At 55.3% G+C, this 14,375-nt stretch carries 12 protein-coding genes and 1 pseudogene; 10 read left to right on the top strand and 3 right to left on the bottom strand.

Features of this window, described 5'->3' with window-relative positions; all coding sequences use genetic code 11:
* Nucleotides 1-85: 85 nt before the first annotated feature.
* Together HAP95_RS13390 and HAP95_RS13385 are read right to left on the bottom strand one after the other, a co-directional pair.
* Nucleotides 86-613 carry a carboxymuconolactone decarboxylase family protein gene (locus HAP95_RS13390; protein ID WP_215884657.1) on the bottom strand — a complete coding sequence of 176 codons (528 nt, stop codon included), beginning with the start codon at nucleotides 611-613 and terminating at the stop codon, nucleotides 86-88.
* A gap of 280 nt (nucleotides 614-893) precedes the next feature.
* Nucleotides 894-1,929 (bottom strand): annotated as a pseudogene (locus tag HAP95_RS13385) (IS110 family RNA-guided transposase).
* A 462-nt stretch (nucleotides 1,930-2,391) separates the two neighbouring features.
* Between HAP95_RS13385 and purH the strand changes: the two are divergent.
* From purH to HAP95_RS17325, 8 genes are all read left to right on the top strand, one after another.
* Nucleotides 2,392-3,957 carry a bifunctional phosphoribosylaminoimidazolecarboxamide formyltransferase/IMP cyclohydrolase gene (purH, locus tag HAP95_RS13380; protein WP_215884656.1) on the top strand — a complete coding sequence of 522 codons (1,566 nt, stop codon included), beginning with the start codon at nucleotides 2,392-2,394 and terminating at the stop codon, nucleotides 3,955-3,957.
* A gap of 11 nt (nucleotides 3,958-3,968) precedes the next feature.
* A complete protein-coding gene (gene purD, locus HAP95_RS13375; protein ID WP_215884655.1) occupies nucleotides 3,969-5,231 on the top strand; it encodes a phosphoribosylamine--glycine ligase in 1,263 nt (420 codons plus the stop codon).
* 15 nt (nucleotides 5,232-5,246) lie between these two features.
* Nucleotides 5,247-5,807 (top strand): L-threonylcarbamoyladenylate synthase type 1 TsaC, encoded by a 561-nt coding sequence (gene tsaC / locus HAP95_RS13370; protein WP_215884654.1) that lies wholly within the window; start codon nucleotides 5,247-5,249, stop codon nucleotides 5,805-5,807.
* A gap of 232 nt (nucleotides 5,808-6,039) precedes the next feature.
* On the top strand, nucleotides 6,040-6,585 hold the full coding sequence (gene abiEi / locus HAP95_RS13365) for a type IV toxin-antitoxin system AbiEi family antitoxin (protein WP_215884653.1): 546 nt from the start codon (nucleotides 6,040-6,042) through the stop codon (nucleotides 6,583-6,585).
* Between the two features lie 59 nt (nucleotides 6,586-6,644).
* Nucleotides 6,645-7,514 carry a nucleotidyl transferase AbiEii/AbiGii toxin family protein gene (locus HAP95_RS13360; protein WP_215884652.1) on the top strand — a complete coding sequence of 290 codons (870 nt, stop codon included), beginning with the start codon at nucleotides 6,645-6,647 and terminating at the stop codon, nucleotides 7,512-7,514.
* 71 nt (nucleotides 7,515-7,585) lie between these two features.
* Nucleotides 7,586-8,476, top strand: coding sequence for an oxygen-dependent coproporphyrinogen oxidase (gene hemF, locus HAP95_RS13355; RefSeq protein ID WP_215884651.1), 891 nt, complete (start codon nucleotides 7,586-7,588; stop codon nucleotides 8,474-8,476).
* The gene (locus HAP95_RS13350; protein WP_215884650.1) at nucleotides 8,473-9,579 is read left to right on the top strand and encodes a quinone-dependent dihydroorotate dehydrogenase; all 1,107 of its coding nucleotides are present in this window, start codon (nucleotides 8,473-8,475) and stop codon (nucleotides 9,577-9,579) included. The genes hemF and HAP95_RS13350 overlap by 4 nt, the downstream gene beginning before the upstream one ends.
* A 7-nt stretch (nucleotides 9,580-9,586) precedes the next feature.
* Nucleotides 9,587-9,715, top strand: coding sequence for a hypothetical protein (locus HAP95_RS17325; protein WP_264318854.1), 129 nt, complete (start codon nucleotides 9,587-9,589; stop codon nucleotides 9,713-9,715).
* Nucleotides 9,716-9,746: 31 nt separating this feature from the next.
* On the opposite strand, the gene HAP95_RS13345 is transcribed toward HAP95_RS17325, so the two are convergent.
* Nucleotides 9,747-11,126: an MFS transporter gene (locus tag HAP95_RS13345; RefSeq protein WP_215884649.1), complete on the bottom strand. Its 1,380-nt coding sequence runs from the start codon at nucleotides 11,124-11,126 to the stop codon at nucleotides 9,747-9,749.
* A 288-nt stretch (nucleotides 11,127-11,414) separates the two neighbouring features.
* Here HAP95_RS13345 and HAP95_RS13340 point away from each other — a divergent pair, with 288 nt between their 5' ends.
* Together HAP95_RS13340 and HAP95_RS13335 are read left to right on the top strand one after the other, a co-directional pair.
* Nucleotides 11,415-12,176 carry a tetratricopeptide repeat protein gene (locus HAP95_RS13340; RefSeq protein WP_215884648.1) on the top strand — a complete coding sequence of 254 codons (762 nt, stop codon included), beginning with the start codon at nucleotides 11,415-11,417 and terminating at the stop codon, nucleotides 12,174-12,176.
* Nucleotides 12,173-14,224 (top strand): phosphocholine-specific phospholipase C, encoded by a 2,052-nt coding sequence (locus HAP95_RS13335; protein ID WP_215884647.1) that lies wholly within the window; start codon nucleotides 12,173-12,175, stop codon nucleotides 14,222-14,224. The genes HAP95_RS13340 and HAP95_RS13335 overlap by 4 nt, the downstream gene beginning before the upstream one ends.
* Nucleotides 14,225-14,375 lie beyond the last annotated feature (151 nt).

Raw genomic sequence — 14,375 nt, 5'->3', positions numbered from 1 at the left:
CCTCACCCACAGCCACCCTCACGTGCCGGACATGCATCATTTACATAAGCACTAACTCCTGCCAGCAAAGGATTTTTTCAGGAGTCTATAAAGGCGCCACCCGAAACGTTTCAAAGAGGATATCTACGGCAGTATGCTGGGCACCGTGGGCAACAGCGTCGAAAATATCCTGATCCGTCCAGCCTTCCTGGCGCAGTTGGTCGACCTCAGCATCTTTAACGCCATGGGGATTCCGCACCGCACGGACCACATAATCCAGCAACAGGTTTTCACGCTCCGCCAAGGGTCCGTTACGGGGATTCTCGACGGCTTTCTGTATAGCCTCTATCTGGATTCCTGCATTGACCAGCAGCGACTGATTGAAACCAATGCAAAACTGGCAGTGTCCATCTTCTGAAAGAATATAACGCAGCAATGCCAGAAAGTTACCCGAAAGGCGTGGATGCTGTCCGAAATATCCCAACAACTGCATTTGAATGGCCAGCAATTTGGGGCTGACACCAAATAATTGCAGACCTTCCGGGACGCCTCCGAAAGATTTCTCAATGGCCGCATAGAGTTCTGCCAGCTCGCTGGTGGCTTCCGAAGGCGGAGTAAGTGTAAGTGTAGTCATGACCATTCTCCTCTGTTAGATAATGAAAACATAAAGTACCAACTGTCCGGTATGTTGTCAAAAGCAACAAAGAGCCAAGACAAATCTGATGGACTAAAATAATACTTAGCGACCCGCGCATGGTAGTAGCATCAGGACCTGCCCGCTCCGCAAATCCTGAGAGGCCAAAATCCGGATCAGTGTATAATACGCACTGATCCCTTTTTAATGTGAAAGAGACGGGGTTACGGGCACAGAAGCCCCTGGCCTGTGAGGACCATTTTACGGGATCTTAAAGCGGTTATGCCGGATCGGGCAGGAATCCGAACTTGATCAGCTTTTTCATCCAGCGTGCGGCATTACGTTGTACGCTCAAGGCTTCATAATCGGTGGCGGCGTCCCGGTAATATGTGCCGCGAGAGAGCATGAAGTAGATGATGCGCAGCATTTTGTGGGCCAAGGCGATAATGGATCGTTTATAACCTCGGCGCACGACCATGTTCTGGAATTTGGAGCGCAGGGCGCATTGGGTGCGACTGGCGGCATGGGCGCATTCGCACAAGACGCGCCGCACATAAGAATTTCCTTTCCGGGTGCGACCACTTTTGCGCTTGCCGGCCGATTCATTGTTGCCTGGGCACAGACCTGTCCACGACGCCAGGCGATCGGCACTCCCGAAGACCTTCATGTCGTCCCCGATTTCTACCAGCAATAAGGCAGCACCTATGGTATCCACCCCCGGCAAGGTCTGCAGCAAGGCCAGAGCATTTTGTTGCGGCGCCAAACCAGCCAGCAAGTAGTCTCCGAAGCGCGCGATCTGTGCTTCCAGGGCTTCGATATGGTGCATCATTTCGTCCAGAACAAAACGATGGCAGGCACTCAAATCGCCCTGCAACGCATCCAGAATCTCCTCCCGGCTGGCCTTGAGGCGATGGCTCGCCAGGGAACAGCACCTCCTGGGGCGTGGCCCCCTGAATCAGCGCCTTGATCATGGCGCGCGCCAACATGGCCAGCCATTCCGCATCGCCGACATCGGTTTTGCGCCCTGGCACCTGTTTGACGTGACGGGCATTGACGACCTGGGCACGAATGCCGACCTGCTCCAAGGCCGCATAAGGGCTTTTCCAGTAAATCCCTGTACTCTCCATGACCACTTCATCCGGCTGCCAGGTTGCACACCAATCCGCCAAGGCCCGGCGGTCTTTCTTGAAGCCGCCAAACTGACGACGCTCTACCTCCACAGTGCCATCCGGGTTGCCTATGATGGCACAGGCCGTGACTTGTGCCTGATGAATATCCAGGCCGATCACACGTTGAAAAATGGGTTTCAGTTCCATCGGTTTTCCTCTCGCTTTATACTGAAAAAAGTGGGAGGCGACGGATGCCGGTGCCGAATCAACCTGCCTGCAGCAAGCCACAGACGGTCCTTTTAATGTACGCTCTCAGGGAGGCAACGGGGTACGAGTCGGCCCGGCGGGTCACGTTAGAGACGGGATCAAGTCACCAAAATTTTTCGCGATCTCAATCCGCCACCACCCGCCACCACCCGCTCCCATTCTCTTTCATTCTCTGGGGTGGCGCGAGTCGCAATGTACGTTAGAGGGGTTTGTCCGATGGTGGCTGCTCAACCGTTGCAGCAGCTTGCATCCCCCGCGCGGCTCTTCTACAATAGTCCTATTCCGTTTGACGCAGTTTGCGTTATGCGAGTAAGAACGCTCCCTCCATCAGGAGGTTTGGGTACGACAGGTCTCCTGATCGTACCTTTTTTAATTTTAGGCTGGCAAAGGTGGCATGGCTTTATGGGTGAAATAACACGGGCGCTCATCAGCGTTTCTGACAAACGTGGGGTGGTGGAGTTTGCACGGCGGCTGCGCGACTTTGGGGTGGAAATTCTGTCTACGGGTGGAACCGCCAAGGTATTGATGGCCGACGGCATTGCCGTTCAGGAAGTGGGTGATTACACCGGCTTTCCGGAAATGCTGGAGGGCCGCCTCAAAACCCTGCACCCCAAAATTCATGGCGGCCTGCTGGCCCGTCGCGGTAATGCTGACCACGATCGGCAAATAGCGGAGCAGGACATCCTCCCTATTGATTTGCTTTGCGTCAATTTATATCCGTTTGCCGAGACTGTGGCGCGCTCCGACTGCGCTCTGGAAGATGCTGTTGAGAACATTGATATAGGCGGGCCGACCATGCTCCGGGCGGGGGCCAAAAACTGGGAAGGGGTAACAGTTCTCGTTGACCCTGATGACTATTCCCGCATCTTGCAGGAAATGGAGCAAAGCCACGGTGGTGTGGGGGCGGCTACCCGTTTTCATCTCGCGACCAAGGTTTTTGCCCATACCGCCCAGTACGATGGGGCTATTGCCAATTATTTGTCCAGCCGCAATGTGGAAGGCCAGCACAGTCAGTTCCCCCAGACCCTTTCCCTGCAGTTCGAGAAGGTGCAGGAATTACGCTATGGCGAAAACCCTCATCAGGCAGCGGCTTTTTACCGCGATGGCAGTGGCGGGGGGCTGGCGGATGCCCATCAGTTGCAGGGCAAGGCGCTTTCCTACAATAACATTGGCGATGGGGATGCGGCTGTCGCTCTGGTCATGGAATTCCAAGAACCGGCCTGTTGCGTGGTCAAACATGGAAATCCCTGTGGAGTGGCTTTGGGTCAGGATTTGCTTAGCGCCTTTCAGCGCGCCTGGGCGGGCGACCCGGTTTCGGCCTTTGGCAGCATCATTGCCTTTAATGTCCCGCTGGATGCCCAAACTGCTGAACTGATCAGTAGTCAGTTTGTCGAGATGGTACTGGCTCCGGCCATTTTGCCCGATGCCCGCCTGATTCTGGCCCAAAAGAAAAACCTGCGGGCGCTGGCTTTTGAAGATGGTCACGCCTGGCAGCGTCCGGGCTGGGAATACAAGCGGGTGCGTGGCGGTCTGCTGGTGCAGGAATTTGATCAGGCCATGGAAATGGCAGACGACTGGCAGGTGGTCAGCGCGCGGGCCCCCAGCAGTCAGGAGCAACGTGACCTCGCCTTTGTCTGGCGGGTCGGCAAATATGTACGGTCCAATGCCATTGTTTATGGTCGTGAAGGGCAGACCGTGGGCATTGGCGCGGGGCAGATGAGTCGGGTCGATGCGGCCCGCTGCGGGGCTGCCAAGGCATTGGATCTGGGTTTTGATTTGCACGGCGCGGCACTGGCTTCCGATGCCTTTTTCCCGTTCCGGGATGGGGTCGATGCGGCCGCCGCTGCCGGAGTGAAAGCCATTATCCAGCCCGGCGGCTCCATTCGCGATGAAGAAGTTATCGCCAGCGCCAATGCGCATGGGATTGCCATGGTGTTTACCGGCGTCCGCCACTTCCGCCACGGTTAAGAGGGATATTTATGGGTGCGAAGGTTTTGGTTTTGGGGGGCGGCGGCCGTGAACATGCCATCGCCTGGAAACTGGCCCAATCAGAACGGGTCGAGACCGTCTATTGCGCGCCCGGTAACCCTGGTACGGCCGGTGAAGAGAAGCTGTTCAACCTGAAGTTGAATCCCAACAATCCTCAGGCGGTGGTGGCTGAGGCGCATACTCTGGATATTCAATTGGTGGTGATTGGACCGGAAGCGCCACTGGTGGCAGGGGTGGGAGATGCCCTACGCCGCGCCGGAATTCCGGTTTTTGGTCCTGATCAGGCGGGTGCCATGCTGGAGGGCAGCAAGGCCCATGCCAAGGCTTTCATGATGCGCCACGGGCTGCCGACCGCCCGTTATGAGCGTTTTACCGACACTGCCCATGCTCTGGAATACCTGCATGGGCATCCGCTGCCGGTGGTGGTCAAGGCCGATGGTCTGGCTGCAGGCAAAGGCGTGGTGGTAGCCATTACCTTGCAGGAAGCAGAAACCGCAGCACGGCAGTTTCTGCAGTGGGGCCCCATCATCATTGAAGAATTCCTGGAAGGTGAGGAAGCCAGCTTTATTGCCATTATTGTCGATGGTCAGGTGCTGCCTCTGGCAGGTTCTCAAGATCATAAGCGGCTGCTGGATGATGACCAGGGACCCAATACGGGTGGGATGGGGGCCTACTCCCCTGCCCCGGTGCTGGACATAGCCATGAGTGAGCGGGTGCTGCGGGAAATCATGCGCCCTGCAGCGCAGGGTCTGATGGCCGACGGCACGCCGTATTGCGGCTTTTTGTATGCCGGTTTGATGATTGGCCGGGATGGTCCGAAGTTGCTGGAATTCAATTGCCGCCTGGGCGATCCTGAAACCCAGCCGCTGATGATGCGCCTGCGCTCGGATCTTTATACGGTCCTGCTGCTGGCTGCCCTGGGTGAGAGATTACCCGCTGAACTGGAATGGGACAGCCGCAGTGCATTGTGCGTGGTGATGGCTGCAGAGGGTTATCCCGAGCATCCGCGCACGGGGGATGCCATTGCCGGACTGGGTGCGGCCGAAACGGATACCGTCAAGGTGTTTCATGCGGGCACCAAAAGTGTGGATGGTCATGTGGCTACGGCCGGTGGGCGGGTGCTGGGTGTTACAGCGCTGGGCGATAGTCTGGCCATTGCCCAGCATCGTGCTTATTCGGTAGTCGCTAAAATCCACTGGTCCGGGGCGCAGTTCCGTCAGGATATTGGTCATTTGGGTTTACGCCGTGACTAGGCAGCTCTGAAACGTATGCCAGGGCATACTCCGCGTCGTCAGGAATTACGCCAGCTGGTTGCGCACCTGCGCCGGGGTGGAGTCATTGCCTACCCCACGGAAGGGGTCTGGGGGTTGGGTTGTGACCCTCGGCAACGACAGGCGCTGCGCCGCATTCTGCATTTGAAAAAGCGTCCACAACACAAGGGTGTTCTGCTCATTGCCGGACGTCGCTCCGAAACTGCTGCCTTCTGGTCGGATCAGGGCATTAGTCCGGAACTGCTCGAACAATACTGGCCGGGGACCACCCTGGTGCTGCCCGCCCGTCAGCAGGTTCCCGTCTGGATTCGTGGACGGCACCCCAGTGTGGCCGTTCGGGTCAGCAACCATCCTGGTGTCCGTGCTCTGACCCGGGCTTTTGGCAGCGCTATTGTCTCAACCAGTGCCAATCGCGCTGGTCAGCAACCCGCCCGTGACTTGCGGACCATCCGGCGCTATTTTGGCAGCCGTCTTCCGGTACTGCATGCCCGACTGGGTGGCCAGCGCCGCCCGAGCCGGATTGTCGATGCCCGTACCGGTCAGATTTTAAGGAGTTAATCGGTTTTTCGGCAGAAGTGAGGATGCTGCAGCATGCGCTGTACATACCTAAAAGATGGGCCATTTTTCGACGCCATGATTGGCAACGAGTTGGTCAAAAAGCTCTGCTTCAGAGGAGGTCATCATATCAACAGCGCACCTGGGTCAATGAAACGAAAGATTAACTGGTTGCGGTGCCTACCTCTACTATGTAAACTGAAACCCTACATATAAAGGGGGTTTTTACTGACCAATGAACCAGATGGAGTTAATGCACACTTTATCCGATATGGAACGCCGTAATCTCTTTGTGTTCACGCGAAGAGATATGGAAAAGATGTTTCCAGAAGAAACGGACAAGGGTATGGAAAAGTCCTTGCAGCGCATGGTCAAGAATCAATTGCTCATCAAGGCGGCCCGGGGGATCTATGTGTACGCGCCTGCGTTGATGCGGAACGGGGGGCGGATCATTGAGTCGGTGGCACGGGCTTTACGACCAGGGCAGCTCAGTTATGTTTCATTGGAAAGCATGCTCTCTGAGTATGGGATCATTTCCCAGGTCCCTATAAGCCACCTGACCGTCATGACGACAGGCGCAAGTGGTTTGCATAAAACGCCGTTTGGAACCATTGAGTTTACGCACACGAAACGCAGTATCCCGGAAGTTCTGGATCGCACCATTGTGGCAGAAGATCGCCCTTTGCGAATCGCAAAAAAGCGGGCTGCCGTTCAGGATTTGTATCGGGTTGGTAGAAATATCGACATGATTGACCCGGAAGAATGGGATGATATGGAATGAAGCACAAAGAGTTCAGCAGGTATGTCGATATGGCCATGGCCGGACGGGGGCTGGATGCCATGCGTCCGGTTGTCGAAAAAGAACTATTGCATTACGAGATATTTAACGCGCTCGATTCTGAGGGGCTACTGAAAAATCTGGTTTTCCAGGGGGGTACGTCCTTGCGCCTTTGCCGTGGTTCAGATCGGTTTAGTGAGGATCTCGATTTCGCAGGAGGAAAGGCTTTTACCTCTGACAGCGTGAGCAAGATCAAGGCTTGTGTGACGCAGCGAGTGGGTGACCGGTTTGGTCTGGATGTTACCGTTCGTGAACCGCGTACGGCAAAGCAAGGACAAAACGTCCAGACGGTGTCTGTAGAAACGCACCCGGGACGCCCTGATTTGCCGCGACAGAAAATCAAACTGGAAATCGCCAATATCCCGGCCTACACCAGAGAAGTGGTGCCATTAAGGATGAATTATTCTGTTTTGGATGGGGTGAGTCCGACGTTAGTCGTTGCTGAATCCATTCATGAGATTTTGGCCGACAAGTTAGTCGCACTGCCAACCTCTATCGCAAAAATAGATGAATATGGGATCGCCGACACCGCCGCGAGAATTCGCTATCGGGATATTTGGGACATCGCCTGGCTGACAGGACAAGGTGCCGAAGTCGATATGGAGATGGTCTGGAAAAAGGTGGCTGATTACGGCATTCAGGAATTTCCAAGATTGTTGGATCATGCTATTTCACAGATCCCTGAAATAGCGGCCAGCCATGCGTTTCGCCAACAAATGAGCCGATTTGTAGAACGGTCCAAACATGAAAAGATCTTTGGGATGCCCGGATACGAGGACTACTTTGCCCGGTCAGTGAGCAGCTTACTGGAAAGCGCGCTGCGTGATCAGATGGTCTCTGGGACCCCAAGCAGGAACAGATCAACACCATAGGATCCCACAGTTTACCTGGCGAAACGGGCCTTCCGGTGGCATAATTCCCCGCCAGCATAGGAGATAAAACCGTGCAGCAGCCTCCCACTCAAGCCGTCGAACAGTTTCTCCTCCAGCTTCAGGACCGCATTTGTACGGCTCTTGAAAAGGCTGATGGTTACGCCAGCTTTCGCGAGGATCTCTGGGAAAGGGCCGGTGGTGGCGGAGGGCGTACCCGGGTCATCAGTGGGGGTGATCTGCTGGAAAAGGGTGGGGTCAACTTCTCGAAGGTGCATGGCGATAAACTGCCCCCCTCGGCCACCGCGCAGCGCCCAGAACTGGCGGGGCAACCTTTCACGGCAGTGGGGGTTTCGCTGGTTCTGCACCCGCGCAATCCTTATGTGCCCATTGTCCACATGAACTACCGGTTTTTTGCGGCAGGTTCCGTGTGGTGGTTTGGTGGCGGGGCTGATCTCACCCCGAGTTATGGTTTTGTGGAAGACGCCCGGCATTTTCATCAAACCCTCAAGGCCGCCTGCGATCGACATGGCCCCGATTTTTATCCCCGTTTCAAGACTTGGTGTGATGAATATTTCACCATCAAACATCGCCAGGAAATGCGTGGCGTCGGTGGCATTTTTTTTGATGATCTCAGTGGGGATGCGGACACCTTGCAAGCATTCTGGGAAGATGTGGCCAACAGTTTTCTGGAGAGCTATCTGCCCATTGCCGAACGGCGCCGCAACACCCCTTTTGGCGAGCGCGAACGCGATTTTCAGCTAATACGCCGGGGTCGTTATGTGGAATTCAATCTGGTGTATGACCGAGGCACCTTGTTTGGCCTGCAATCCGGCGGGCGCACCGAGAGCATTCTCATGTCCCTGCCCCCCCTCGCCGCCTGGCATTATGACTGGCAAGCACCAACAGATAGTCCTGAGGCCCGCCTGAAGGAAGACTTTCTGACTCCCAAGGACTGGGCATGATTTATCCGCTGCTGCGGCCATTACTGTTTGGGCTGGAGGCTGAACAAGCCCATCAACTCAGCATCACGGCGCTGGAAACCCTGGGCCATATGCCCCGCAGTCTGGAACGGGTAGCCGAATATTTTGCGGTGGAGAACTCCGCTCTGCAGCAAACCTTGTGGGGACTGAATTTTCGCAACCCCGTGGGTCTGGCCGCCGGTTATGACAAGGATGCCCGCGCTACTGCGGCCTTGCCGGCCTTAGGTTTCGGATTTCTTGAAATTGGTACGGTCACGCCACGCGCCCAATTCGGCAATCCTCGCCCCCGGGTGTTTCGTTATCCGTCTTCCCAGGCAGTCATCAACCGCATGGGCTTTCCTGGAGAGGGGGCCACTGCGGTATCTAAACGTCTGCGCGCCCTCCCCCATCCCCATCGCGTTCCCATCGGGGTTAATCTTGGCAAAAACAAGGATACGCCGCTGGAGCGCGCGGCGGAGGACTATGTCAGCGCCCTGGAAGTACTTTTTCCCCATGGAGATTACTTGACGGTGAATGTCAGCTCTCCCAATACGCCGGGACTACGACTGTTGCAAAGTGCCGATGCCCTTCCGGAATTGCTGGCTTCGGTCGCTGCGGCCAATCAACGTCTGGCCGCCGAACATCAGCGTCCAGCCCTGCCCCTGCTCCTGAAAATCGCTCCGGATCTGAATCCCGAGGAGATTAGCGCCATGGCCCAGCTCGCCAAAGGAGACCAGCCGCTGGTGGATGGTTTCATTGCTACCAACACCACCATTGATCGCCCTGCCGGGCATCCCGAATATGTCGAGGCGGGGGGACTGAGTGGTGCACCCCTCCGGCTGCGCGCCAATGCGGTCATAGCCCAACTGTATCGGGACTGCGCGGGCAAGGTACCCATTATTGGGGTTGGTGGTATATCCTGTGCGGCAGACGCCTATGAAAAAATCCGGGCGGGGGCCAGTTTGCTGCAAATTTATACGGGCCTGGTTTTTAGGGGGCCGGAACTGGTTCGCGAAATTTTGCTGGAGTTACCCGATCTGTGTCAGAAAGATGGTTTTGCTCACATCAGCGCTGCACGGGGAACGGCCAGCAATGTTGAGGAATAAAACAGTCATGATTTATTGGTCACGCTTACTGTGCTTATTGTGCCTGCTGATTTCTTTGGCGGGCTGCGCCGCCGTATCCGATACCGCTTCAGCGACCGGTGATGTGATTGATGCTGGCACTTCGCTGATCCCCTGACTCTGGATTCAGGACCTTTGGCGCTAGACCATCAGGCGGCACGCTGACTGCCGGGCTCCAGCATTTCCGGCAGAGCCTGGCCTGCCATCTCCGAACCCAGCCACCAGGTAGTGAGAGCACCAATCAATCCTGCTCCCGCCAGCACCAACAATAATCCGCCATTACCCAATTCGGCCTGGAGCGTGGGCAGGAAAAACACACTGACCACCCCACCAAAGCGACTGAAGGCGGTAGCAAAACCGTGTCCAGTGGCTCGTAATTCGGTAGGATACAGTTCGGTAGGGATAATCCAGGTGGTATTGCCCGGTCCAAAACTGTTGGCGATTTGCCAGATGATCAATCCTGCCGCGACAATAATAAAAGGCGGCTCACCGGAGAGGGCAAAAAGCCCGACCAGGCCCAGACTGATGGCGTCCCCCAGAAAACCCCAAATCTGGGCACGCCGCCGTCCAATCCGATCAATCATAAGGGCCAGAGGAATCCATCCCAGCACAAAGCTGGCTGTAAAAAAACTGTTCCCGATGATGGCCTGTTCCGGCGTTTTCAGTCCCATATGCATGAGCATAAAGGGCAGAAAAATACCCAGGGCATAGCCCATGACATCCATCATGAACCAGGGCACACAGGCGTAAATGGTGCGCCGCAAATACGGTTTACTGAAAAGCAAGGTCCACGACACATGACGGCTGGCCTGCATGCTGGAAGCCGTTTCCTGGACCAGACGTTCCCGTTCATGGGCATCCACATCCGGCACCAGCCAGCGTAAAACCTGTGCGGCCTCTTGCAGGCGACCGCGATAAATATACCAGCGCGGCGACTCCGGCAAGCTCCGCCGCAACCAGAGTACCAATACCGCCGGCACTGCGCCGGACGCCAGCATCCAGCGCCAGGCATCCGGGCCAGTATGCAGCAATGCCAGCCCTACCAGACTGGATAGCAACGCGCCCCCCATCCATAGCCCAAAAATCCAGGTCATGGCCGACCCGCGCTTGTTTTTGGGCATGAATTCAGCAATGTAAGTGGAACTCAAGGGATAATCTGCGCCTACTCCAAGCCCCAAAATAAAACGCAAAATAACCAGAGAGGTGATGTCCCAGGCAAATCCGGAAAGCAATGCTGCAAAGAAAAATGCTGCAATATCAATTAAATAAACGGTCTTGCGGCCATAACGATCCGCAATAATTCCGCCAAAAAGCCCACCAATCAGCGCGCCCACCAACGCCGCAGTGCCCAAGAGCCCTAGCAGAGTGGGACCCAGATGCCACTGTGGTTTGAGCAGAATCAGTACAATAGCCATGATACTCAAATCATAACCATCCAGAAAAATGCCGAGTCCGGAGGCCCAGAGAATCCGCCGATGCCGCCTGGTGACTTTCTGTTCGTTATCTATTGCACTGAGCAGGTTACTCATCATCTCGCCATCAAAGTCGTTATAAAGCGTTCACCATAACACGCCAATATGACACTTTTATGACAGAACCTTAAAGAATAGATGAAAAAACAGGGTTTACCTGGCTTCTGTGAGCATTCCGCTTTTCGTTATAGACCGTTGCATAAAGAACACTGGTCATACGGTTTTATCAATACGTATTCTAAGCAAAATCTAGACCAAAGAATATCATATTTCTGTCATAAAACCTTCACAATACTGTCACATTAATCTGGTATGATTCATCCATTACTTGTTTTGAGAATCGCGATGTCAATCAAAAATTTCAAGTTTTCGGCAATCGGCATCATGTTGATGCTTTTTCCTTTTACTCAAGCCTTTGCTCAGGGCAGCACATCACCCATTGTCATCAGCAACCCCGCCAACCCCGGCTCCGTTGCTGATGCCTACCTGTCCCATGCCCGGGCCATCCGTAAGGCGGATGCACCCATCATCCATCTGCTGAATCAGGATGCTTACGCTCAGGCGGTGCCGCTGCTCAAAAAAGCAGCGGCTGACAAGGACGATTTCTGGGCTGCTGACACACTGGGTCATTTGTATCAGGCAGGTTTGGGCGTTTCCGCAAACCCCCAAACCGCTTTCCACTGGTATCTGCAGGCCGCCGAAGCGGGGGATCGCTTTGCCCAGCGCCAGGTAGCCAATGCCTATCTCAATGGCTGGGGCGTGACCTGCAACCCCCAACAGGCAGCCTTCTGGTTTCGTCAGGGTCTGATGGTGCCGCAGGTGGTCAATGCCGATTTCTGGTTAGGCAAAACCTATGCAGCGGGTAAACTCATGCCGAAAAGTCTGAGTAAGGCTGCCTGGTATGAAGGACGCAGCCTTGCGCTGCTGAAACAGCTGGACGTCGAACAGGTGGGGGCCGCCGCCTATGATCTCGGCATTGCTTACTGGCACGGATACGGGGTCAAAAAAGACGCCCATCAGGCCGAACAGTATCTCCGACGCGCCCTGGCGGAGCACTATCCGCCTGCGGCCGCTGCCCTTCAACATCTTGAGGAGAAAAATACATGAGACGTCGCGATTTTTTAAAAAGCCTGGGGGCCGGTGCCACGCTGACGGCTTTTCTGGGCAGTTCGGTAGCCCGTGCTGCCATGCTGCCCGCCCTGGGGCGTTCCGGAACTCTGGAAGATGTGGAACATATTGTGATTTTCATGCAAGAAAACCGTTCTTTTGATCATTACTTTGGGCATCTGAGTGGGGTGCGCGGTTATAATGACCGCTTTCCGCTGAAGTTACCCGACGGTAAACCCGTCTGGTTTCAGGGACGCATGGACGACCCGACCCGGCCGATCTTGCCTTTTCATTTCAATACCCACAAAACTTCTGCGCAATTCCTTCAGGACCTGGATCATAGCTGGGCGTCCCAGCACGGAGCTATTGCGGGGGGACTGATGAATGCCTGGCCGCTCAACAAGACCGACATGACCATGGGCTATTTTCAACGCCAGGATCTTCCTTTTCATTATGCACTGGCCGATCATTTTACCATTTGTGACCATTATTTTACCTCTCTTGCCGGGCCTACCTGTCCCAATCGCTGTATGCTGTTTACCGGCTCCATTGATCCCGAAGGCCAGCACGGCGGCCCCTATATTGATGATGACACCCATCTCTGGACCAAAGGCGTCAAGCCCTTTACCTGGACGACGTACGCGGAGCGCCTGCAAAAGGCAGGTATTTCCTGGCGCGTCTATCAGGAAGGACTGCACGAAGAGGATCATAACCCGATGACGGGGAATTTCGGGGAAAATGCCCTGCTTTATTTCCAGGCGTTTACGGACATTCCCGACAGTTCACCGCTGGCCCAACGCGCACGACGACCGGGCGGAGTGGCGGCATTGCGTGAAGATGTGCTGCGTAATCGTCTGCCGCAGGTTTCCTGGATTGTAGTGCCGGCCGGTTATTCCGAACACCCCTCCTATCCACCTGCCTATGGCGCCATTTACATTGCCCGGGTGCTGGATGCCCTGACCAGCAATCCGGAGGTTTGGGGTAAGACTGTGCTGCTTCTGGATTATGATGAAAATGATGGCTTTTTCGACCATGTTCCGCCACCTCAGCCTCCCACTCCGGTGCGGCCCGGCAAAAGTACGGTGAGCACCGAAGGCGAAGTCCACAATCGGATCAACCCGGACTGGCCCACGCTTTATAGCGCCGACCAACTGCCCTATGGCCTGGGACCACGTGCGCCGATGATCACTATCTCGCCCTGGAGCAAGGGCGGCTATGTATGTTCGGAAGTCTTCGACCATACTTCCGTCATCCGCTTTATCGAAAAACGCTTCGGCGTCAGTGAACCTAACATCACCCCCTGGCGACGTGCCATTTGTGGTGATCTGACTGCTGCTTTCGATTTCTCGCGCCCCGATGAGCGCAAGGTATCGCTGCCCAGTACCGCCAATTATGTAGCGACGGTCCATCACGAATCCACCTTGCCAGCTCCGCAAGTGCCCACAGAACAGGCCGTTACTATAGATCCTCAGGAAAGTGGCCTGCGCAAGCGGCGGCCCCTCGCTTACGCCACGGCAGTGCGGCTGGAAGCGACGCATCAGGGAGTCCATCTGCACCTGCATAACCCTTCTGAGTTGGGCGTCGTCTGCACCGCCTACTGGGATCACAGTCATCAACTTCCTCACCATTACACCCTGGGAGCCGGAGCCAAGCTGAAAGACGAGATGATGCTGCCCAAGGATCAGAAGCTCGCGCTCACAGTTTATGGACCGGACAGCTATATACGCAAAATTACGGGTACGGGTCCTTCCACTTTGCACATTGATACTCAGGGAACCAGGACTGGGGATATCCAGGTGCTATTGTATAACGCCGGTGCCGATACCCTGCCCATTGACGTGACGGACCCGGTGTATGGACAGAGCACTCGAAAAATCCAGTTGGCGGCAGGACAAACCCAGGAACTGCACTGGAACCTGCAACCCAGTCACCACTGGTATGATCTGATGGTCTCTACACCTCAACACCAGTGGCAACTGGCAGGGCATATCGAAAACGGGGACGAGAGCCTCAGCGATCCGGCCAATACCCAGCCTGTTTTACTTTAAATCAAGAGAACTTTCTGATCGTATGGCTAGCGTGATGCATCTATAGTCTTTAAGATGCTTCACGCATCAAACAACATCCGCAAGAACAAGGTATCCGCACCATGCGTCTTATCCGTAGCTTCCTGAACGAACCGTTTTTTAGGGATCGCTT

Source organism: Acidithiobacillus sulfurivorans (assembly GCF_018853815.1).
In the GTDB taxonomy this organism is placed as follows: Bacteria; Pseudomonadota; Gammaproteobacteria; order Acidithiobacillales; family Acidithiobacillaceae; genus Acidithiobacillus; species Acidithiobacillus sulfurivorans.
This window is presented reverse-complemented; position numbering and strand designations above follow the sequence as displayed.

What these genes read in the sequence shown, in the direction of transcription:
- HAP95_RS13390 (WP_215884657.1), bottom strand. Translation starts at nt 613, where the DNA reads ATGACTACACTTACACTTACTCCGCCTTCGGAAGCCACCAGCGAGCTG.
- purH (WP_215884656.1), top strand. Translation starts at nt 2,392, where the DNA reads ATGGGTGAAATAACACGGGCGCTCATCAGCGTTTCTGACAAACGTGGG.
- purD (WP_215884655.1), top strand. Translation starts at nt 3,969, where the DNA reads ATGGGTGCGAAGGTTTTGGTTTTGGGGGGCGGCGGCCGTGAACATGCC.
- tsaC (WP_215884654.1), top strand. Translation starts at nt 5,247, where the DNA reads ATGCCAGGGCATACTCCGCGTCGTCAGGAATTACGCCAGCTGGTTGCG.
- abiEi (WP_215884653.1), top strand. Translation starts at nt 6,040, where the DNA reads ATGAACCAGATGGAGTTAATGCACACTTTATCCGATATGGAACGCCGT.
- HAP95_RS13360 (WP_215884652.1), top strand. Translation starts at nt 6,645, where the DNA reads ATGCGTCCGGTTGTCGAAAAAGAACTATTGCATTACGAGATATTTAAC.
- HAP95_RS13350 (WP_215884650.1), top strand. Translation starts at nt 8,473, where the DNA reads ATGATTTATCCGCTGCTGCGGCCATTACTGTTTGGGCTGGAGGCTGAA.
- HAP95_RS17325 (WP_264318854.1), top strand. Translation starts at nt 9,587, where the DNA reads ATGATTTATTGGTCACGCTTACTGTGCTTATTGTGCCTGCTGATTTCT.
- HAP95_RS13345 (WP_215884649.1), bottom strand. Translation starts at nt 11,126, where the DNA reads ATGAGTAACCTGCTCAGTGCAATAGATAACGAACAGAAAGTCACCAGG.
- HAP95_RS13340 (WP_215884648.1), top strand. Translation starts at nt 11,415, where the DNA reads ATGTCAATCAAAAATTTCAAGTTTTCGGCAATCGGCATCATGTTGATG.
- HAP95_RS13335 (WP_215884647.1), top strand. Translation starts at nt 12,173, where the DNA reads ATGAGACGTCGCGATTTTTTAAAAAGCCTGGGGGCCGGTGCCACGCTG.